The 19,645-nt window shown below is 73.4% G+C and carries 16 protein-coding genes and 1 pseudogene; 8 read left to right on the top strand and 9 right to left on the bottom strand.

The window, feature by feature from the left end; all coding sequences use genetic code 11:
- The first annotated feature begins 2 nt into the window (after positions 1 to 2).
- Both ACIQFX_RS27740 and ACIQFX_RS27735 read left to right on the top strand, forming a co-directional pair.
- A complete protein-coding gene (locus ACIQFX_RS27740) occupies positions 3 to 794 on the top strand; it encodes a sirohydrochlorin chelatase (RefSeq protein ID WP_402468680.1) in 792 nt (263 codons plus the stop codon).
- 165 nt (positions 795 to 959) lie between these two features.
- A complete protein-coding gene (locus tag ACIQFX_RS27735) occupies positions 960 to 1,847 on the top strand; it encodes a D-alanyl-D-alanine carboxypeptidase family protein (RefSeq protein ID WP_402468678.1) in 888 nt (295 codons plus the stop codon).
- Between the two features lie 23 nt (positions 1,848 to 1,870).
- On the opposite strand, the gene ACIQFX_RS27730 is transcribed toward ACIQFX_RS27735, so the two are convergent.
- Positions 1,871 to 2,509 carry a DsbA family protein gene (locus tag ACIQFX_RS27730; protein ID WP_402468676.1) on the bottom strand — a complete coding sequence of 213 codons (639 nt, stop codon included), beginning with the start codon at positions 2,507 to 2,509 and terminating at the stop codon, positions 1,871 to 1,873.
- A 79-nt stretch (positions 2,510 to 2,588) separates the two neighbouring features.
- On the bottom strand, positions 2,589 to 3,143 hold the full coding sequence (locus ACIQFX_RS27725) for a DUF1697 domain-containing protein (RefSeq protein ID WP_402468673.1): 555 nt from the start codon (positions 3,141 to 3,143) through the stop codon (positions 2,589 to 2,591).
- A gap of 287 nt (positions 3,144 to 3,430) precedes the next feature.
- On the opposite strand from ACIQFX_RS27725, the gene ACIQFX_RS27720 reads away from it, so the two are divergent.
- The 4 genes and pseudogenes from ACIQFX_RS27720 (at position 3,431) to ACIQFX_RS27705 (ending at position 7,357) form a co-directional block, all read left to right on the top strand.
- Entirely contained in the window at positions 3,431 to 4,288 is an 858-nt protein-coding gene (locus ACIQFX_RS27720) for a phosphotransferase (RefSeq protein ID WP_402468670.1), read from the top strand.
- Between the two features lie 263 nt (positions 4,289 to 4,551).
- Positions 4,552 to 4,848, top strand: a pseudogene (locus tag ACIQFX_RS27715) (hypothetical protein); the annotation flags it as partial.
- Complete coding sequence (locus ACIQFX_RS27710) at positions 4,743 to 5,153, top strand: alpha/beta fold hydrolase (RefSeq protein WP_402468667.1); 411 nt, start codon at positions 4,743 to 4,745, stop codon at positions 5,151 to 5,153. The pseudogene ACIQFX_RS27715 and the gene ACIQFX_RS27710, both read left to right, overlap by 106 nt.
- Before the next feature lie 356 nt (positions 5,154 to 5,509).
- Positions 5,510 to 7,357: an alpha/beta fold hydrolase gene (locus ACIQFX_RS27705; RefSeq protein WP_402468665.1), complete on the top strand. Its 1,848-nt coding sequence runs from the start codon at positions 5,510 to 5,512 to the stop codon at positions 7,355 to 7,357.
- 24 nt (positions 7,358 to 7,381) lie between these two features.
- On the opposite strand, the gene ACIQFX_RS27700 is transcribed toward ACIQFX_RS27705, so the two are convergent.
- The 4 genes from ACIQFX_RS27700 to ACIQFX_RS27685 all read right to left on the bottom strand — a co-directional run bounded on the left by ACIQFX_RS27700 (position 7,382) and on the right by ACIQFX_RS27685 (position 11,818).
- Positions 7,382 to 8,107, bottom strand: a complete 726-nt coding sequence (locus tag ACIQFX_RS27700; RefSeq protein WP_402468663.1) for a 3'-5' exonuclease — start codon at positions 8,105 to 8,107, stop codon at positions 7,382 to 7,384.
- Between the two features lie 87 nt (positions 8,108 to 8,194).
- On the bottom strand, positions 8,195 to 9,463 hold the full coding sequence (locus ACIQFX_RS27695) for an SAV2148 family HEPN domain-containing protein (protein WP_402468660.1): 1,269 nt from the start codon (positions 9,461 to 9,463) through the stop codon (positions 8,195 to 8,197).
- A gap of 110 nt (positions 9,464 to 9,573) precedes the next feature.
- Complete coding sequence (locus tag ACIQFX_RS27690; protein ID WP_402468657.1) at positions 9,574 to 10,914, bottom strand: copper amine oxidase; 1,341 nt, start codon at positions 10,912 to 10,914, stop codon at positions 9,574 to 9,576.
- A gap of 55 nt (positions 10,915 to 10,969) precedes the next feature.
- Positions 10,970 to 11,818 carry a Tat pathway signal sequence domain protein gene (locus ACIQFX_RS27685; protein ID WP_402468654.1) on the bottom strand — a complete coding sequence of 283 codons (849 nt, stop codon included), beginning with the start codon at positions 11,816 to 11,818 and terminating at the stop codon, positions 10,970 to 10,972.
- Positions 11,819 to 11,958: 140 nt separating this feature from the next.
- Here ACIQFX_RS27685 and glgX point away from each other — a divergent pair, with 140 nt between their 5' ends.
- Positions 11,959 to 14,079: a glycogen debranching protein GlgX gene (glgX, locus tag ACIQFX_RS27680; RefSeq protein ID WP_402468652.1), complete on the top strand. Its 2,121-nt coding sequence runs from the start codon at positions 11,959 to 11,961 to the stop codon at positions 14,077 to 14,079.
- Here the strand turns inward: glgX and ACIQFX_RS27675 are convergent.
- Entirely contained in the window at positions 14,048 to 15,283 is a 1,236-nt protein-coding gene (locus ACIQFX_RS27675) for an MFS transporter (RefSeq protein ID WP_402468812.1), read from the bottom strand. The two genes, glgX and ACIQFX_RS27675, sit on opposite strands and share 32 nt — an antisense overlap.
- Before the next feature lie 90 nt (positions 15,284 to 15,373).
- On the opposite strand from ACIQFX_RS27675, the gene treY reads away from it, so the two are divergent.
- A complete protein-coding gene (gene treY / locus ACIQFX_RS27670) occupies positions 15,374 to 17,740 on the top strand; it encodes a malto-oligosyltrehalose synthase (protein ID WP_402468649.1) in 2,367 nt (788 codons plus the stop codon).
- Positions 17,741 to 17,774: 34 nt separating this feature from the next.
- On the opposite strand, the gene ACIQFX_RS27665 is transcribed toward treY, so the two are convergent.
- Together ACIQFX_RS27665 and ACIQFX_RS27660 are read right to left on the bottom strand one after the other, a co-directional pair.
- Positions 17,775 to 18,251: a hypothetical protein gene (locus tag ACIQFX_RS27665; RefSeq protein WP_402468647.1), complete on the bottom strand. Its 477-nt coding sequence runs from the start codon at positions 18,249 to 18,251 to the stop codon at positions 17,775 to 17,777.
- A 106-nt stretch (positions 18,252 to 18,357) separates the two neighbouring features.
- On the bottom strand, positions 18,358 to 19,524 hold the full coding sequence (locus ACIQFX_RS27660; RefSeq protein WP_402468644.1) for a cytochrome P450: 1,167 nt from the start codon (positions 19,522 to 19,524) through the stop codon (positions 18,358 to 18,360).
- Positions 19,525 to 19,645: the final 121 nt, after the last annotated feature.

Below are 19,645 nucleotides of genomic sequence, written 5' to 3'. Positions count from 1 at the left end.
CCGTGAACCCTCCCGCCGTCCCGTCGCCCACCACCGCCCTCGCGGGGCGGCACTCCGCGCCCGTCCTCCTGGTCATCGCCCACGGCAGCCGCGACCCGCGGCACGCGGCGACCGTGCAGGCGCTGGTGGGCCGGGCCGGTGCGCTGCGGCCGGGGCTGCGCGTGGAGACGGCGTTCCTGGAGTTCAACCTGCCGTCGGTGGCGGGGGTCCTCGACCGGCTCGCCGCCGAAGGGGTGCGGGACGTGGTGGCGCTGCCGCTGCTGCTGACCCGCGCCTTCCACGCGAAGGCCGACATACCCGCCGTGCTGCGCCAGGCACCCCCGTCCCTGAGCATCCGCCAGGCGGAGGTGCTCGGCCCCTCGCCGCTGCTGATCGCGGCGGTGGAGCGGCGGTTGTACGAGGCCGGGCTCACACCCGGCGACAAGAGCGCGACCGGGGTCGTCCTGGCCTCGGCGGGCTCCACAGACCCGGAGGCGATCGCGGTGATCGCAGAAACGGCGCGGGAGCTGCGGCGCACCGGTTGGTGCTCCGTGCGGCCCGCCTTCGCCTCCGCATCCCTTCCCCGTACGGACGAGGCCGTCCGCGCCCTGCGCGCGGAGCCGGGCGTCCGGCGGGTGGCCGTCGCGCCGTACGTCATCGCCCCCGGCCGCCTCCCCGACCGCATCGCGGCCGGCGCGGCGGAGGCGGACGTCCTCGCGGACGTCCTCGGTCCCTCGCCCGAGCTGGCGCGGCTCCTCCTCGACCGGTACGACGGCGCGCGGGCGGCGCGGCACGCGGTGGCGCGCACCGCCTGAGCGGTGGGGGGGGCGCGCATGCCGGCGCGTGCGCCGGTTGCGTGCGCCGACGCGTCGGAAATCACCGCTCCAACCGTGCATCCTTTCGGCCCTCTTGAACGTCTTGTGTGCGCCGGGTCCGTTTCGGACCGGGCGCACACCGACTCCTACCAAGGGCAGAACACTTTGCTGACCTCGACACTCGGCGTACGCCGTGCCGTCACCGTCTCGCTCACGGCGTCGGCCGTACTGGCGGGGGGCCTGTTCGCGGGCCAGGCGCACGCTGCGACGCCCGCCCCGTCGATCACCGCCCCGGGCGGTTTCGTCATGAACAACGGGACGGGCGCCACGCTGTACGGGAAGGCCGCGGACACCCGCCGGTCGACCGGTTCCACCACGAAGATCATGACCGCGAAGGTGGTGCTGGCCCAGCGCGGCCTGAACCTCGACGCCAAGGTCACGGTCCAGAAGGCCTACAGCGACTACATCGTCGCCAAGAACGCCTCCTCGGCCCGGCTCATCGTCGGCGACAAGGTGACGGTCCGCCAGCTCCTCTACGGCCTGATGCTGCCGTCGGGCTGCGACGCGGCCTACGCGCTGGCCGACAAGTTCGGCACCGGCACCACCCGGGACGCCCGGATCAAGTCGTTCATCGGCAAGATGAACGACGAGGCCCGCAAGCTCGGCATGCGCAACACCCACTTCGACTCGTTCGACGGAATAAGCAATGGCAGCAACTACTCGACTCCGCGCGATCTGACGAAGCTCGCGAGCAGCGCGATGAAGGACGCCACCTTCCGCACCGTGGTGAAGACGAAGTCCACCAGCCAGAAGGTGACCACGAAGACCGGTGGCTACCGGTACATGTCGTGGACCAACACGAACAAGCTCCTGAGCACCTACAGCGGCGCGATCGGCGTGAAGACCGGTTCGGGCCCGCAGGCCAAGTACTGCCTGGTCTTCGCGGCCACCCGCAACGGCAGGACGGTCATCGGGGCGGTCCTCGGCGCGCCTTCCGAGACGAACCGGGCGGCCGACGTCAAGAAGCTGCTGGACTACGGCTTCAGCAGGTAGGAAGCACCGCCCGGCGGCCGCGGCTAGCTGAAGTCGAGGCCGCCGGTGCGGGTCCGCTTGAGTTCGAACAGGTCCGGGTGGTTCGCGAGGACCCGGAAGCTGTCGAAGAGTTCGGCCGCGCGCTCGCCGCGCGGGATGGCCCGCAGGACGGGCCCGAACCAGACGGTGCCGTCGACGTGGATCGTCGGGGTGCCGACGTACCCGTCCGCCCCGGGCTCCTTGCCGGCGTCGTGGCTGCGGCGGACGGCCTCGTCGTAGGACGGGTCGTGGGCGGCGGCGGCGAGCTCGGGCGGCAGGCCCAGTTCGTTGAGCGACTCCGCGACGACGGCGTCGAAGTCCTTCTGCTTCTTCTCGTGGATGCGGGTGCCGTACGCGGTGTAGAGCGGGCGCAGGACCTCCTCGCCGTGCCGCTCGGCGGCGGCGACCGCCACCCGGACCGGGCCGATGGAGGCGTCGACCAGCTCGCGGTACCAGTCGGGCAGCGTGTTGCCCTCGTTGTGGACGTACAGGCTCATGACCTTGAAGCGGAGGTCGATGTCCCGGTGCTCCTCGACCTCCAGGATCCAGCGCGAGGTGATCCAGGCGAAGGGGCAGGCGGGGTCGAAGTAGAAGTCGACGGTGGGGCGGGACGGGGTCCCCGGCCGGGTCTCGGTGGTCGTCATGCCGTCGAATCTAGCCAGCGGGTGGCCTGTCGTCCTGGTCCAATCGCGGGCCTTCGCAGTGGGCCACTTCACCGGTCGGTCAGTCCTCGCGGGTCATCTCGACGAGCTTGGCGACGGTGTTCCAGTTCCTGGCGGTGGCGACGAGCCCCTTCACGACGGACGGCCGGGACACCGCCTCGCCCAGCTTCGACGTCCCGAGGCCGCCCGGGGTGTGGAGGTACAGCACCCGGTCGCCGAGGGCGAAGTCCTCCGGTGCGTAGGCCTCGCGGTCGATCGCGGCGAACCGCTCGGGGTCGGCGGGCCCGGAGTAGTAGACGGCGTGCAGCTGTTTTCCTTCGAGCTCCGCGGCGGGGAACGGGCAGGCCGCGGCGACGGCGGCGAGGTAGTCGCCGTCCCGGACGAGGCAGTCGACCCGGAATCCGAAGCGGTTCTCGATCGCGTCCTCCAGCTCCGCGGCGAGCGCGTCCTCGGAGGCCCCGGAGTCGGTCGTGAAGACCGCGTTCCCGCTCTGGAGGTACGTACGGACGCCGCCGTGCCCGAGGCCTTCGAGGAGCTCCCGGAGCTCCGCCATGGGGACCTTCCGGCGCCCGCTCACGTTGATGCCGCGGAGCAGGGCCGCGTACGTCTTCGTCATGGGGCCCAATGTAGGTGGCCACCGCGCCGCGTGGGGGGCGGCACGGTGGCCGGTTCGAACACTGTCCGATGAAGGGGATCCCGGAGAAGACCCTTCACTCATCTGTGACTTATTCAACAAGGTTTCGTAATCGCGAATCCATCGATTGCGGCGATAGCGGGCGGGAACGACGCCGCCGTCCGCGACCGGTCGCCTGTGCGGCCCGCCCCGCCGGCGACGAGGCGCCCGGCCCGGCGAGCCGCGCGGGTGCGAGACTTCGGCACGACGCACGCGTGAGGGAGAGGTCGATGGACGAGGCGAGGGCACGAGAGGTCCTGGGGGCGGCGGGGCTGCCCGCCGCGGAGGCGCGGCTGCTCGCCCTGGGGGAGAACGCGGTCTTCGCCGTGGACGCCCTGGTGGTGAAGGTGGGCCGGGACGCCGAGTTGTTCGAGCGGGCGGAGCGGGAGCTCGCGCTGGCCTCCTGGCTGGCGGCGGCGGGCGTTCCGGCGGTCCGGGCCGCCGAGGAGAAGCCGCGCCTGGTCGAGGGGCACCCGGTGACCGTGTGGCACCGGCTGCCCGACGCGGTCCGGCCGACCGAGCCCCGCGACCTGGCCCCACTGCTCCGCGCGGTGCACGCGCTGCCGGAGCCCGCCGGTCTCGCCCTCCCCCGCCGTGACCTGCTCGGCGGGGTCGAGCGGTGGCTGCGCCTCGCGGGCGACGCGATCGACCCGGCGGACGCGGCGTTCCTGCGGGAGCGCCGCGACTCCTTCGCGCCGGCGGCGGCCGCGCTGGTCCCGCACCTGACGCCGGGTCCGATCCACGGCGACGCCCTCCCCCGGAACGTCCACGTCGGCCCGGACGGTCCGGTCCTGGTGGACCTGGAGACCTTCTCGTCCGACCTGCGCGAGCACGACCTCGTGGTGCTCGCGCTCTCCCGGGACCGGTACGGCCTCGACCCGGCCGCCTACGACGCCTTCACGGAGGCGTACGGCTGGGACGTCCGGGAGTGGGAGGGGTGTGCGGTGCTGCGGGGGGCGCGGGAGACCGCGAGCTGTGCGTGGGTGGCGCAGCACGCCCCGGCCAACCCGAAGGCCCTGGCCGAGTTCGAGCGGCGGGTGGCCTCGCTGCGGGAGGGCGACGCCCAGGTCCGCTGGTACCCGTTCTGACATCATGGCCGGTGCCCGAACCGGCCATGACGAACGGGGTGTCGAGATGCGTGTCGAACTGTCCGAGGTGTCCCTCGACGTCGAGGCGAGCGGCGAGGGACCGGCGGTCCTCCTCGTGCACGGCTTCCCCGACAGCCACCATCTGTGACGCCACCGGGTCGAGGCCCTGACGGCCGCCGGCTTCCGGTGCGTCACGCCCACCCTGCGGGGCTTCGGCGTCTCCGGACCGCCCGGAGGCGTACCACCCGGCGAAGCACGTCGGCGACCTGCTCCGACTCCTCGCCCGGCTGGACCTGGACCGGGTCCACCTGATCGGCCACGACCGGGGTTCCGGCATCTTCCAGGGCCTCGCCGGTGTGGTGCCGGACCGGGTGCGCAGCCTGGGCCTGCTGTCGTTGGGGCACCTGGGCGCCGTCGGGCCGCGGGCTGGGAGCAGAAGCAGCGGTCCTGGTACATGCTGCTGTTCCAGCTGGCCGGGCTGGCCGAGGACTGGCTCTCGCGGGACGACTTCGCCAACCTCCGCGAGATACTGGCCGAGCACCCGGACGCGGACGCGGTGATCGAGCCGCTGCACGCCCCCGGCACCCTCACGGCCGCGCTGGACATCTACCGCGCCGGCCTCCCGCCGGAGGTCCAGTTCGGCGCCGACCTGCCGCTGGTCCCGCTGCCGATGGCGCTGCCGGTCATGGGCCTGTGGTCGACCGGCGACCGCTTCCTGACCGAGCGGTCGATGTCCGGCTCGGGCGAGTTCGTGAACGGCTCCTGGCGCTACGAGCGCGTCGAGGAGGCCGGTCACTGGCTTCAGCTCGACCAGTCGGAGCGGGTGAACGACCTGCTGCTCTCCTTCCTCAAGGAGAACTCCTGACGGGCGTCGAGGAGAACTCCTGACGGATCGTCCGCGAGGTCGCCGACGGGGTCATCGGCGGGCCGTCGGCGGGTTCATCGGCGGGCCGTCGGCGAGGTCGTCGGCGGGTTCAGGTCGATCACCTTTGATCCCGTCCGACCGCTTCCGTGGAGCCCGTGACGGATCGCGATCGTTCCCGTGGGAAGCGGTCGGCGGCGGTCTCTCCCAAACCCTCCTGGAGAGTGAGTCCGCCACGCTCGCAACGAAGTCGGGCCATGTCCGATTTCAGCAGTTCCACGGCTTCTGGGCTGCGACGATGCGCCCGTCTGAGCCGACCGGCCCCTCTGGCCGACCGGCCATCATGAGAGGACGGCTCCGTGAGCAACCCGCAGGACGACAACGAGATCAGCGCGGTCACCGCGGCCCAGGTGGCGCGCATCGCCGACCAGGGCCTCTATGCCTCCGCCACCGAGCTCACCCCGGAGGCCGTCCACCTGGCCGAGGCGCTGGTCGCCACGCTGGACGGCTCGGCGGAGGGGCCCCTGCTGCCGCCCGAGCTCCAGCAGCTGGTGGACCAGGTGCGGGCCAGGGCGACCATCGACTTCCCGTGGATCACCGCGCACGACGGTGTGCGCCTGTCGGCGTTCACCATCAAGCTCAACACCGACGAGCCCCGCCCGGTGGTGATCGTGCCCGCGGGCTGGACGCCGCTCGGCTGGACCATCTTCGCGTACACGTACCTCCAGCTGGCGCTGCGCGGCTACCACGTCCTCGCGTACACCCCGCGCGGCATCGGCCTGACGTTCCCGCTGCCCAGCGGTGGTTACCTCGACGCGCGGTTCACCTCCGGCGGCACGATCGACGTCGCCGGACCGAACGACTGGGCCGACGGCTCCACCGCCATCGACTACGCGCAGGAGCGCTTCGAGCCGAGCAAGATCGCCTTCCTCGGCGAGTCGTACGGCTCCGGCATCAGCCAGCTCGTCGCGGCGCAGGACCCGGCCGGCCGGGTCGACGCGGTCGTCGCCCTGAGCACCTGGGGCAACCTCGCCACCAGCCTCTACGACAACGGCACCCGGCACCTGGCCGCCGTGAAGGCCCTGGTGGGCTTCACCGGCGGTCCCAAGGAGCGGAAGTTCGACCCCGCCACCCTGCAGCTGCTGGCGGACTTCGAGGCCGGCAGGAACCTCGAGAACGTGGAGGCCTGGCTCTCGGAGCGGGCGCCCTCCACGTACGCCGACGAGACGAACGCCCGGAACGTGCCCACGTTCTTCTCCAACACCTGGCACGAGACGCTGTTCCCGGTCAACCAGGTCGTCGAGCACTTCGAGCGGCTGACCGTGCCCAAGCGGCTGAACCTGTGGATCGGCGACCACGCCGCTCCCGAGGGCGCCGGTCTCGCCATCCCGTCCAGCACGCCGAACATCCCCGTCCAGGAGGCGCTCGCCTGGCTCGACCACCACGTGCTGGGCGTCGCCAACGAGGTGCCCTCGTGGACGCCGGTCTCCCACCAGGTCATGTTCACCTACCGGACCGAGGTCGATCCGGCCACCGGCGACAACGTGATCACGGAACCCGCCGTCCGCGAGCCCAAGTCCTCCTGGTCGGAGGTCACCACCTCCACCGAGCGCTGGTACCTGACCTCCGTCGGCCCCGACAGCCGTGACGGCGGCCTCGCCAAGGAGACGGAGACCGGCTGGAAGCAGGAGTTCACCGCGGGTCGGGTCACGGAGGCCACCGCGGTCGGCAAGCTCATCGCCACCGGCCAGGCCGAGTGGAAGGGCAACCCGAAGACCTACCCCACGGACAAGTTCGAACGGCAGCACCTCGCCGTGTGGACCACCGGCCCCCTCGACGCCGTCGCGAACGGTCCCGCCCGCCGCGTCCGGGGCGTCCCCGAGCTCACGCTCACCGTCCGCAGCACCGCGGACTCGGCGACGCTCGTGGCCTACCTCTTCGACGTCGCCCCCGACGACACGGCCCGCATCATCACCCACGAGCCGCTCACCCTGACCGAGCTGACCCCCGGAGCGGACCGCACCGCCACGTGGAAGCTCCAGGCCGCGGGCTACGACGTGGCCGCGGGCCACCGCCTCGCGCTCGTCGTCAACAGCAAGGACGCGCTCTACTCCGACGCCCTCACGGACGCCGGCGTCGACAGCGCCACGACGACGATCACCTCGGTCGACGGCGAGGCCGCCCACCTGACGCTGCCGCTGGGCTGACACACGGCCGGTCGCGGCGGCGGGTCAGACCGCCGCCGCGACCGCCTCGCGCAGGGGCCACGTCGGGTCGACGACCGCCTCGGCGTCACCCTTGCCGCGCAGGAAGGCCTGGAAGTTCTCGGCCCAGGCGCGGTACCAGCCGATCTGGCGGTCGTGGAGCTCGGCCGGGTCCAGGCCGGCCACCTGGGGGTGGCGCTCGGCTATCGCGACGGCGACCCGGACGGCGGCGAGCGCGTCGGCGGCGGCCTGGTGGGCGGCTTCGAGCACGACGCCGTACTCCGCGCAGACCGCTTCCAGGTTGCGCTTGCCACGCCGGTAGCGGTCGACGGCGCGGTCGATGGTGTAGGGGTCGACGACCGGTCCGATGGCCGTGCCGCCGAGCCGCTCCTCCAGGGAGGGGAGCCCGTGGCGGCGCAGTTCGGCGGCGAGGAGCGTGAGGTCGAAGGAGGCGTTGTACGCCACGACCGGGACGCCGTCCTCCCAGTACGCCGCGAGGGCCGCGGCGATCTCGTCGGCGACCTCGCGCACCGGCCGGCCCTCGGCCGCGGCGCGCTCGGTGCTGATGCCGTGGATCGCGGAGGCCTGCTCCGGGATGCGGATGCCCGGGTCGGCGAGCCAGTCCCGCCGGCGTGTGACCCGCCCCCCGCCGTCGACCTCGACGATCGAGGCCGTGACGATGCGGGCCTCCAGCGGTTCGGTGCCGGTCGTCTCCAGGTCGAAGCCGACCAGCGTGTCGCCGTGCCAAGCCATCGGGTCCTCCTTACGTGATCTCCCCCGTGGTGTTGACCACCCTTGCACGCACCACTGACAACACCGTCGGCTGCCCCCGGCGAGGGGTCAGGAGACGGGCCGGGAATCGAGCCAGACCGACTCGAATTCCTCGCGATATGTCTCGAAAAGTCCGTGATCTCCCTCACGGGAGGGCTGCCCGTGCCGGACCACGTTCCGGCCGCCGCCGCGCAGGACGAGGACCGGGGCCTCCATGCCGCGGGCCCGGCGCAGGTAGGACTGGACGACGCCGACGCCGTCCGGGCCGTCGCCGTCCACCAGGTAGGCGGTGAAGCGGGGGGTCTCGTCGAAGACGTGGATCTGGAAGGCGCCCGGGTCGCGCAGCTTCGAGCGGACCCGGCGCATGTGCAGGATGTTCATCTCGACGGAGCGGCTCAGCTCGCCCTTCTTGAGGCCGAGCTCGCGCTCGCGCCGCTTGACGGCGCTGCTCGCGGGGTTGAGGAAGAGGAGCCGGGTGCGGCAGCCGGACTCGGCGAGCCGGACCATGCGGCGGCCGGAGAAGTTCTGCACGAGCAGATTGAGGCCTATGCCGGTGGCATCGAGGCGGCGGGCGCCGCCGAAGAGGTCCTCGGCGGGCAGCTGGCGCTGGAGCCTGACCCGGTCGGGGTGGACGGAGACGACGTCCGCGTACCGGTCGCCGACGAGGTCCTCGACGGCGTCGACGGGCAGGCGGTCGGCGGAGGGCACTCCGGCCCCGCTGCCGAGGATCTCCAGGATGCGGGCGGAGGCCCGCTCGGACTGGGCGAGGACGGTGAGCGAGAGGGCCCGGTTGCGGGAGACCACGTTCCGCGTGACCTCCAGCTCGTCGAGGGCGAGCTCGACCTCGCGCCGGTCGTCGAAGTAGGGCTCGAAGCAGGGCCAGTGCTGCACCATCAGCTCGCGGAGCTGGGGCAGCGTCAGGAAGCTGAGCACGTTGTCGTCGGCCGGGTCGAGGAGGTAGCCCTTGCGCCGGGAGACCTCGCGGACGGCGACCGCCCGCTGCACCCACTCCTGGCCGGCCGGTCCCGCCGCGGCCACCACCCACTCCTCGCCGTGCACGGGTTCGTACACGGGCCGCAGGACGGCGGCGACCACGGCGCGCAGCCGCTGTTCGACGAGGTTCAGCCAGATGTACGCGCGCCCGGCCCGCTGGGCGCGGGTGCGGACCTCGCTCCAGGCCTCGGCGCCCCAGTCGAGTTCCGCCCCGATCTCCACCGGCCGGGCGACGGTGACCGCGCCGGGCGGGACGACCGCGCCGGGCGGCACCTCGGCGGGGTCGGCCGGACCCCCCTCGTGACCCGCGTCACCTGGGGGCAGCTCCAGACCTCCCGAGCTCACCCGCGCACCGCCTTCTGCTCCTGGAAGCCCGTTTCGACCACTACGACAACGATCAAGGAAGGGTACTCCGGGAGCGGGAGGCGGTGCAGCAGGATCGTCAGGCTGCTTCCTCAACTCCCCAGATCGGGCTGCCCGTTCTGAGAGGCGAGATCGGACGGAGTGAGCGGATTCATAGCGGTTACGTCCCTGGGGGCGAGCTGGAAGCCCTGCCAGTGGACCGGCATGGGCTGCTGGTCCTCGTCCCGGGCGATGTGGTGGAACCCGATGTTGACCCACACGGACGGCTTGGTCAGGGTCTCGCCGTTGACCCATTTGTCCACGCTGTTACCGGCGTCGGGCGCGCAGTTGCCGATGTTGTCGCTCGCGAACTGCTCGCAGGCGCGCGACTGGGTGAAGTACACGTCGTGCTTGGTGAAGCCGCGCCCGGCGTGGGTGTCGGTGTGGCCGGGCACGATCTCGTACGAGCGGGCGTGGCCGTCGGTGTTCTTGCCGGTGTCGCTGACCACGCGCCACCAGCGCATGTTCTTGGCGTCGCCGGCGAGTTCCTTGGTGACGAGGGTGCGCTTGGTCGTCACGGTGGGGCCTCCGCCGCCCGCGGGCGGCGGGGTGACGGTGGAGTCGTACTGCTCGATCCGGTCCTTGGTGGAGCCGTCCAGGCCGAAGTCGAGCTTCCAGAAGACGTTGTGGGCGTGGCTGGTGGCGTAGGAGCGGGCGCCCTTGCCGATGGGCCAGCCGCGGCCGTCGGTGGCGTTGTAGTCGACCGGAGAAAGGCTTCCGGTGGCGCCGACGTTGGCCCCGATGGTGCCGTCGGCGGCGAACCGCCACTCGGTGATGTACTCGTACCAGCCGACCTTGTTCACCGTGTAGACGAGCAGGTCCTTGGCCTGGGCCTGCCAGACCTTGGCGCCGTTGTCGCTGGCCATGCGGTAGGCGTGGCCGCGGGCCCGGGTCGTGGTGCACAGGCCCTTGACGTCGCCGATCTCGGGCACCTTGATCGTGGTGAGGGTGCCGCCGGGGCATTCGGCGGGCTTGAGGGCCTGCAGGCCCCAGCCGAAGCCGGCGCCGGTGAGGTCGTCGTACTCGGCGCCGCCGTCGTCGTACGGCACGTGGATCTGGGCGAGCCGGGCGCTGGTGAGGACCTTGACGGGGGCGGCGGTGCCGGGCGGCTGGTAGGTGATCTTGTCGAGGACGAGGCCGGCGTCGGTGCTGTACCGCCAGCACATGCGCCAGCTCGCGCCGCCGTCGAGCTTCTGCATGATGCGGTAGGCGGAGGAGCAGTCGGGGCCGGCCGCGTAGGCGGTGCGCGGGGGCGGCGGGGTGGGTGCGGCGGTGGCGCCGGTCGCGGGGCCGGCGGCCGCGGTGGCGGTGCCGAGCAGGGCGGCCGCGGTCAGGGCGGCGCCGCGCCCGCGGGCTCGCCGCTGCCGGGTGGGCAGGGTGCGCTGGGTGGGCATGGGAACGTACTCCCTCGTACGGAGAGGCGACAGGAGAGGACCGGGGCGGCGGTGGTCAGCCGACGCGGGTGACGGTCCTCGCGGAGAGGTCGACGATCAGGTTCCGGGTGTCGATCCAGGCCCCGTTGAGGACCTTGGTGACGAGCCGGACGCAGCGGTGCTCGCCGCACCGGGCGAGCTGCGCGGGCACGGAGGCCTCGCGGTAGGGGCGGTAGGCGTCGCCGTTGAACCACAGCTGGGTGGTGGAGGTGAGCTCCTTGCCGGTGGCGTCCGCGTAGTCCTCCTTGACGCCCTTGCCGAGCGGGCTCGCGAGGATCAGCTCCAGGGCCTCGCGCAGCTCCTCCGGGTGGGCGGAGGGCTGGACGCCCTTCTGCGTGCCGGACTTCTCGACCTTGCCCGTGTCGAGGTTGACGGTCCGGGTGACGAGTTCGTCCCGCGCGTAGTCGTAGAAGCGCACGTCGGCGCGGCGCGCGGGGTCGCCCGGCCGGGGTTCGGCGAGTTCGGTGGCGAGGTGCTGCGGGCCCCGGCCGCCCTCGACGTCCTGCTGGGCGGAGGCGCCGGGCGGGGTCAGCGCCAGTGCCTCGGCCCGGGCGAGCTCGGCGTCGGTGAGCGGGTCGCTGCCGACGCCCTTCGCGCCTTCCGCCGGCGCGGGCGCCACGGTCGCGGGCGGGGGCGCGGAGCCGGCGGCCTGCGCTCCGGTCCCGTCCTGTCCGGCGCCGGCGGACTCCCCCGCGGCCGCGTTCGCCCCGTCGGCCCCCACCGACACGGTGCCGCGGCCGCCCGGCGTGTCGTCGGCCCCCGCCGTTCCCGGCAGGGTGATCGCGACCGCGGCGGCGGTTCCCGTCACCGCCATGGCCGCTCCGGCCACCACCTTCCCCAGGTGGCGGCGCGCTATTTCGTACACACTTCCCCCTCTGTCCCCCGCTTGGTCCTGCGGTCACCCGGTAGGACGGGGCGAAGTCCTAGGAGGTTGCGCCTCTTTCGGGCAGGATTCTGGCCAAAGAACACCACCTGAACCCGGACAGAAGAGGAAGATTCGTATCCATGCAGGTCTGGCCGGGACAGGCGTACCCCCTGGGCGCCACCTATGACGGAGCGGGAACCAACTTCGCGGTCTTCTCGGAGGCCGCCCACAGGATCGAGCTGTGTCTGCTCCACGACGACGGCTCGGAGACGGCGGTGGAACTGCGCGAGACGGACGCGTTCGTCCGGCACGCGTACCTGCCGGGCGTGATGCCCGGCCAGCGGTACGGGTTCCGGGTGCACGGCCCGTACGCCCCGGAGCGGGGGCTGCGCTGCAACGCGGCGAAGCTGCTGCTCGACCCGTACGCGCGCGCGGTGTCGGGGCAGGTGAAGTGGGGCGAGGCGGTGTACGGGTACCCGTTCGGGCGGCCGGACGCCCGCAACGACCTGGACTCGGGCCCGCACACCATGACCTCGGTGGTGGTCAACCCGTACTTCGACTGGGGCGACGACCGGCGCCCGCGCACCGAGTACCACCACACGGTGATCTACGAGGCCCATGTGAAGGGCCTGACGATGCTCCACCCGGACCTCCCCGAGGAGCTGCGCGGCACGTACGCGGGGCTCGCTCACCCCTCGGTGATCGGACACCTGAAGGAACTGGGCGTGACGGCGCTGGAGCTGATGCCGGTTCACCAGTTCGTGAACGACCACCGGCTGGTGGACGCGGGGCTCTCCAACTACTGGGGCTACAACACGATCGGCTTCTTCGCCCCGCACAACGCGTACGCGTCCTGGGGCGACCGGGGGCAGCAGGTCCTGGAGTTCAAGTCGGCGGTGCGGGCGCTGCACCAGGCGGGCATCGAGGTCATCCTCGACGTGGTCTACAACCACACCGCCGAGGGCAACCACCTGGGCCCGACGCTCTCCTTCCGGGGGCTGGACAACCCTTCGTACTACCGGCTCGCGGACGATCCCCGCTACTACACGGACACCACCGGCACGGGGAACTCGCTGCTCATGCGCTCCCCCCACGTGCTCCAGATGATCATGGACAGCCTGCGGTACTGGGTGACCGAGATGCACGTGGACGGCTTCCGCTTCGACCTGGCGGCCACCCTGGCCCGGCAGTTCCACGAGGTGGACCGGCTGTCGTCGTTCTTCGACCTGGTGCAGCAGGACCCGGTGGTGAGCCAGGTGAAGCTGATCGCCGAGCCGTGGGACGTCGGCGAGGGCGGCTACCAGGTGGGCAACTTCCCGCCGCTGTGGACCGAGTGGAACGGCAAGTACCGCGACTGCGTGCGCGACCTGTGGCGGGGCGAGCCGCGCACGCTCGCCGAGTTCGCCTCCCGGCTCACCGGCTCCTCGGACCTCTACCAGGACGACGGGCGGCGCCCGCTCGCCTCGGTCAACTTCGTGACCTGCCACGACGGTTTCACGCTGCGCGACCTCGTCTCGTACAACGACAAGCACAACGAGGCGAACGGCGAGGGCAACCGGGACGGCGAGAGCCACAACCGCTCCTGGAACTGCGGCACGGAGGGCGAGACCGAGGAGGTGGGGATCGCCGAGCTGCGCGCCCGCCAGACGCGCAACTTCCTCGCCACCCTGATGCTGTCGCAGGGCGTGCCGATGCTCAGCCACGGCGACGAGTTCGGGCGGACCCAGGGCGGCAACAACAACGCGTACTGCCAGGACAACGAGGTGTCCTGGGTGCGGTGGCCGAAGGAGAACAGCGAGACGGAGGGGACGCTGCTCCGCTTCACGCGCGCGATGGTCCGGCTGCGCCGCGACCATCCGGTCTTCCGGCGCCGCCGCTTCTTCCACGGGCGCCCGGTGGAGGGCACCCACGACGAGCTCACCGACATCGCCTGGTTCACGCCCGAGGGCGAGGAGATGACGGCCCGCGACTGGCAGGCGGCGCACGCCCAGGCGCTGACCGTCTTCCTCAACGGCAACGCCATCTCGGAGCCGGGCCCCCAGGGCGAGCGGATCGCCGACGACTCCTTCCTGCTCATGTTCAACGCCTCGTCGAAGGAGCTGGAGTTCGCGGTCCCGGACAGCCACGGGCGCTGCTGGCGGATGGTCGTGGACACCTCCGACCCGGAGGGCATGCCGCCGCAGGAGGGTCCGGAGCTCGCGGCCGGCGAGCGGGTGTCGCTGGCGCCGCTCAGCCTGACCGTCCTGCGCCGGCCGGCCTGACCTCCCGTACGGCGGCGGCGGGGGCCGTCACCCGCACCGACCAGGACAGCACCGCGCAGGCCGCGGCCGCCCCCACCGCCACCGCGAAGGCGGCGGGGGCGCCGCAGCCCTCGGCGAGCCGGCCGGAGAGCGCCAGGGCGAGGGCCTGACCGCCGACGATCCCGCTGGTGAGGAAGGCCATGGACTCGGCGAGCCGGTCGGCCGGCACGGTCCGCTCGGTGAGTCCGAAGACGGTGATCAGGTGCGGGGCGTAGGCGGCGCCGAGGACCACCACCACCGCGTACAGCGCGCCGAGGGAGCCGACGAACAGCAGGGGCACCGAGAGCACGACGAGCCCGGCGGTGGCCGCGCGCCAGCGGGTCGCCAGCCCCACGCGGGCGGGCACGGCGGCCATCGAGAGCCCGACGGCGGCGCTCATCACCCCCATGGCCGCGTAGACGAGACCGGCCTGGGCGGGTGCGCCGAGCTCCTCGGTGAGCGCGGTGATCCCCGCCTGGGAGGCGCCGAACATGGCGCCCTGGAGCACCATCGTGCCCCTCAGGGCGTACGCCGATCCCGGCAGCCGCGTCCGTTCGGCGGCACTCTTCCGGGTGGAAGCGGACGGCCCGGGGGCGGTGGCGCGGGCGGTGGGGTGCAGGGCGAAGGCGGAGCCGCAGACGACGAGCAGGAGCGCGGCCGCGAGCAGGGCGGTGGCCGGGTGGGCGAGGGCCGCGGCGAGGCCGACGAAGGCCGGGCCGAGGACGAAGGACACCTCGTCGAGGGTGCCCTCGAAGGAGAGCACCGCGCCGACGAGCCGGTCGTCCGCCCCGGACCGGCGGGCGAGGGCCACCGACCGGGTCCGGGCGAGCGGGCCGACCTGGGGGACGGTGGCCCCGGCGAGCACGCCGAGCGCCATCAGCCCGCCGGTGGGCGCCTGGGCCCGCGCGGCCAGGACGAGGGCGGTGACGGCGACCGCGTTGGCGAGGGAGGCGGCGAGGACGACCCCGCGCTGCCCGTGCCGGTCGGCGAGGCGGCCGACGAGGGGCCCGGCCACGGTCTGACCGGCCGCGAGCGCGCCGCCCGTGAGGCCCGCCGTGGCGAGGGAGCCGCTCGTCTCGGCGACCAGGAGCAGACTGCCGAGCTGGCACATGGCGGTGGGCAGCCGGCCGAGGAAGGACACCACCGGGAGGGCCGGGCCGAGCAGCGACAGCGTGTCGCGATACATCCGGAGCATCACGCGAACGTAACGCGATGCACACGAACGGGTGCATGGGGCGATGACACAGAAGCCCTCCGACGGGGTACGTACGTTCGCATGACCTCTCTCCCGGTCCCGCCCGAACCGTCCGCGCCGCCCACCCCCGCCGTCCCCACCGCGACCTACCGGCTCCAGCTCCAGCCGGAGTTCCCCTTCGCGGCCGCCGAGCGGGCCGTGCCGCACCTCGCCGGGCTCGGGGTCTCGCACCTCCACCTGTCGCCGGTCCTGGAGGCGGTGCCCGGCTCGACCCACGGCTACGACGTGACCGACCACCGGTCCGTACGGGCCGAGCTGGGCGGCGAGGAGGGGCTGCGGGCGCTGGCCGCGACCGCCCGGGCGCACGGGCTCGGCCTCGTCGTGGACCTGGTGCCCAACCACATGGCGGCCTCCCCGCGGCACAACCACGCCCTGCGCGCCGTGCTCCGCGACGGCCCCGACTCGCCGTACGCCCGCTGGTTCGACATCGACTGGCGGGCCGGCGACGGCCGGCTGCTGCTCCCGGTCCTGCCCGCGCGGCTCCCGGAGGTACGGGACCGGCTGCGGGTCTCCGGCGGGTCCCTGCACCTGGACGGGCAGGAGTTCCCGCTCCGCCCGGGCACGGAGGGGCTGCCGCTCGACGAGCTCCTGGACGCGCAGTGGTACCGGCTCGGCTGGTGGCGGCTGGCCCGCACCGAGCTCGACTACCGGCGCTTCTTCACCGTCTCGGAGCTCATCGGGGTGCGGGTCGAGGACCCCGGGGTGTTCGCGGCGACCCACGCGAAGATCGTGGAGCTGGTCGCGGACGGGGTGGTCGAGGGGCTGCGCATCGACCACCCGGACGGACTCGCCGACCCGCAGGGCTACCTGGAGGACCTGGCGGCGGCGACCGGCGGGCGCTGCTGGACCGTGGTGGAGAAGATCCTCACCGGCCCCGAGACGCTGCCCTCGGCCTGGCCGGTCGCCGGCACCACCGGGTACGACGCCCTCCGGCAGCTCGACGGCGTGTTCACCGACCCGGACGGCGCCGACGAACTCGCCGACTTGTACCGGGAGTTCGTGGGCAAGGCCGCCGACCGCGGCGGCCGGTGGGAGGCGACCGCGCGACGCGCCGCGTACGAGGTGGTGACCCACGACCTGGCCTCCGAGACGGCCGCCCTGACCCGGATCGCGAGCCGGATCTGCGCCGCCGATCCCGCGCTCCGGGACCACGCCCCCTGGGCGCTCGCCACCGCCGTCCGCGAACTCCTCGTCCGCGTACCGGTCTACCGCCCCTACCGGACCGGCGGCGAGGAGGTGCTGACCCCGGAGGCGGCGCGCGGCGCCAAGGCCGCTTTCGCGGTGCCGGAGGAGGCCGCGGCGGTCGACGTCGTACGGGACCTGGCGCTCGGGGCGCGGGGCGACGGTCCCGAACACCGGGCGTTCCGGGCCCGGTTCGCGCAGACGTCGTCGGCGCTGCGGGCCAAGTCCGTGGAGGACACCGCCTTCTACCGGTACACGCCGCTGCTCTCGGCGAACGAGGTGGGCGGCGACGCGGGGCGCCCGGCGGTGCCGCCGGCGGAGTTCCACGCCTACTGCGGGCGGATCGCCCGGGACTGGCCGGCCGCCGGCACCGTGCTGTCCACGCACGACACGAAGCGCAGCGCCGACGTGCGGGCCGCCATCGCGGTGCTCGCCCAGTGCCCGCGGGTGTGGGCGGGCCTCCTCGCGGAGGTCGCGGAGGTGCCCGCGCCGGATCCGCACGTGGCGTGGACGGCCTGGCAGACGGCCTTCGGCTTCGGCATCCCGGACCCGGACCGGCTCGTGCCCGCGGTCCTCAAGTCCGTACGGGAGGCGGGGCTCCGGACCAGCTGGACCGAGCCCGACGCCGGGTACGAGCGCGCGGTCGCCGACTTCGCCGCGGCCGGTCCCGGCCGGATCCCGCTGCGGGCCGCCTCGGAGGCCGCCTTCGCCCTGGAGCCCCACATCCGGGCGCACGCGCTCGGCGCGGCCCTCGCCCAGCTGACGATGCCGGGGGTGCCGGAGCTCTACCAGAACACGGAGCGGGAGTACCGCGCCCTCGTCGACCCGGACAACCGGGCCCCGTTCGCGATCGGCCCGGACGACGACCGGACGGCGCTGGTCCGGGCCGCGCTCCGGCTGCGCCGGGACCGCCCGGAGGTGTTCGGCCCCGGCGGCACCTACACCCCGTTGGCGGCCGAGGGCCCGGCGGCGGCCCACTGCCTGGCCTTCGCCCGCTCGGGGGCGGTGGTGACGGCCGTCACCCGGCTGTCCCTCCGCCTCGCCGAGGCGGGCGGCTGGCAGGACACCGAGCTGGTCCTCCCGGAGGGTCGCTGGGCCGATCTCCTGGACGGCGTAAGGGAGTTCACCGGCGGCCCGGCGACCGAGCTCAAACTCGCCGAGCTCTTCGCGGACCGCCCGGTGGCACTCCTCGTACGGACGGGGTGAGGCGCCGCCGGCGGCTCCGGGCCCCTGCGGAGGGTCAGGAGCGGGAGGCTCGCGAGACCTCGCACTTGGTGTACTCGGAGCCGTCGCCGGTGCCCGTGTACGGGGTGGTGAGCTCGGCCTTCTCGGTGGCGCCGGCGGCGACCGCGATGGCGGTCTTCGTGGCGGAGGCCGGGGTCGCGGTGCCGCCCGTGAACTTCATGGTGACGCTGTAGTCGTAGTCGAGCACGCCGTCGTTGTTCACGGTGATCCGGGCGACGAGGTTCTTGGACGCGGCGTCGTACGTGCACTCGTTGATGGTGATGTCGCGCTCGGCCTTGCTGGCGCTGCTGGAGCCGCCGGACGCCGAGCCGCCGGTGGTGCCGGAGGTGCCGTCGTTGTCGTTGCTGCCGCTGTGCGAGCCGCTGCCGGAGCTGCTGCCGCCGCAGCTGCCCCCGTGCGAACCGCGGGCACCGGTCAGGGCGACGACCGCGATGCCGAAGACGGCGATGGCTCGGACATGACGAATCTTCATGTGTGGATCCCCCGTTGGAAGTGGTGGCGCGAAAGCGCTTCTTGACGAGCGCACGTCACCCTAACAGCGCTCGCGGGGGGCCTCCCGCCCCCGCCCGGGACCCGCCTCAGCCTCGCGGGCGGACGATCAGGCTGCGCGGGGCACGGGTGATGAGGCCGGTGGACACCGGCCGGAAACCGTCGGCGAGGCGCAGCCCGGGCATCGCCTCGAAGAGGGCCCGCAGGGCGAACTCGGCTTCGAGACCGGCGAGGAGGACGGCCGGGCAGCGGCCACTGCCGTAGGTGAGCTGGTCGAGGTCGTCGCGGAACGGGTCGAAGCGGTCGGGCTCGCGGAAGCGCTCCGGGTCCCGGCCCGCCGAGCCGATGAGCAGGGCGACGGACGCGCCCGCCGGGACGGTGCCGCCGCTCACCACGACCTCGCCGCGGGTCCGGCGCATGGCGATCTGCACCGGCGGGTCGCGGCGCAGCGACTCGGTCCAGGCGCGGGCCACGAGCCCGGCGGGGGCGTCGCGGAGCGCGGCGACCAGGTCGGGGTCGGTGAGGACGTTGGCGAGGAAGGACGCGAGCGCCTTCTCCCGTACGGCGATCTGCCCGCCGCACTCCCCCGCGAGCGCCCCGGCCGCCCGGCCGCGCACCAGCCGCATCATGTCCCGGTACGGCACGCCGACGGCGGCGGCGACGGTGCCGGCGGGCAGCCAGTGGCAGAAGTCGGCCACCAGGTCCGCCTGTCGGCGTGCGGCGATCCGGCGGGCGAGGACGTACGCGGTGCGTTCCGCGACGGCGGCCAGCGCGTTCACCCCGATGTCGACGTGGGCGTCGTCGCAGGGCGGGTCCCCGGGGCGGTGCCCGTGCGTGAAGCGGCTGTCGGTGAGGGCCGCGGCGACGTCCGCGTACCGGCTCAGGACCCAGGCCCGCAGCAGCGGGTCGTACGTGAGCGGGAACTCCTCGCGCAGCGCGCGGTGGATCCCGTGCGGGTCGAGCGAGGCGCCCGGGTCGAGGGGGCTCGGCGCGACGGTCCGCCCGGACGGCCCCACGGGCCCGGCCGCCGCGGGGTCGGCCACGGTCCGCACCCGGCCCGGCGCGGAGCCGCGGACGGGGGTACGGGGCGGCGCACCGGTCCGGGTCGCGGCGGGTCCGGCGGTCGACGGTGCCGCCGGCGCCATCGACGGAAGCCGGGTCCACGGGTCGCCCGCCTCTTCGGTCCGGGGCGTCCACGGGTCGCCCGCCGGTTCCGGCAGCTCGTTCCCTATGCCCCGGTTCGGCTCGTCGCTCATCGCGCCCCCTGTCGATCGGCGGTGGGTGCCGCGGCCGGAGAAGGTGGCGCGCGTCCCCCCAGACCATCACCGGACGGACCCGACCGCCCGCCACGTACGGCCGAACGGGTGAATGAAGCCG

Origin of the sequence: Streptomyces sp. NPDC093089 (genome assembly GCF_044754405.1) — a bacterium.
Lineage (GTDB): Bacteria > Actinomycetota > Actinomycetes > Streptomycetales > Streptomycetaceae > Streptomyces.
Note: the sequence above shows the minus strand (reverse complement) of the source record. Positions and strands in the feature narration are given on the sequence as shown.

Excerpts from the sequence above, each read along its gene's own strand:
- ACIQFX_RS27675 (WP_402468812.1), bottom strand. The coding sequence starts at position 15,283 with ATGTATCGCGACACGCTGTCGCTGCTCGGCCCGGCCCTCCCGGTGGTG.
- ACIQFX_RS27725 (WP_402468673.1), bottom strand. The coding sequence starts at position 3,143 with ATGACGAAGACGTACGCGGCCCTGCTCCGCGGCATCAACGTGAGCGGG.
- ACIQFX_RS27700 (WP_402468663.1), bottom strand. The coding sequence starts at position 8,107 with ATGGCTTGGCACGGCGACACGCTGGTCGGCTTCGACCTGGAGACGACC.
- ACIQFX_RS27710 (WP_402468667.1), top strand. The coding sequence starts at position 4,743 with ATGCTGCTGTTCCAGCTGGCCGGGCTGGCCGAGGACTGGCTCTCGCGG.
- ACIQFX_RS27665 (WP_402468647.1), bottom strand. The coding sequence starts at position 18,251 with ATGAAGATTCGTCATGTCCGAGCCATCGCCGTCTTCGGCATCGCGGTC.
- glgX (WP_402468652.1), top strand. The coding sequence starts at position 11,959 with ATGCAGGTCTGGCCGGGACAGGCGTACCCCCTGGGCGCCACCTATGAC.
- ACIQFX_RS27690 (WP_402468657.1), bottom strand. The coding sequence starts at position 10,914 with ATGCCCACCCAGCGCACCCTGCCCACCCGGCAGCGGCGAGCCCGCGGG.
- ACIQFX_RS27730 (WP_402468676.1), bottom strand. The coding sequence starts at position 2,509 with ATGACGACCACCGAGACCCGGCCGGGGACCCCGTCCCGCCCCACCGTC.
- treY (WP_402468649.1), top strand. The coding sequence starts at position 15,374 with ATGACCTCTCTCCCGGTCCCGCCCGAACCGTCCGCGCCGCCCACCCCC.
- ACIQFX_RS27720 (WP_402468670.1), top strand. The coding sequence starts at position 3,431 with ATGGACGAGGCGAGGGCACGAGAGGTCCTGGGGGCGGCGGGGCTGCCC.
- ACIQFX_RS27660 (WP_402468644.1), bottom strand. The coding sequence starts at position 19,524 with ATGAGCGACGAGCCGAACCGGGGCATAGGGAACGAGCTGCCGGAACCG.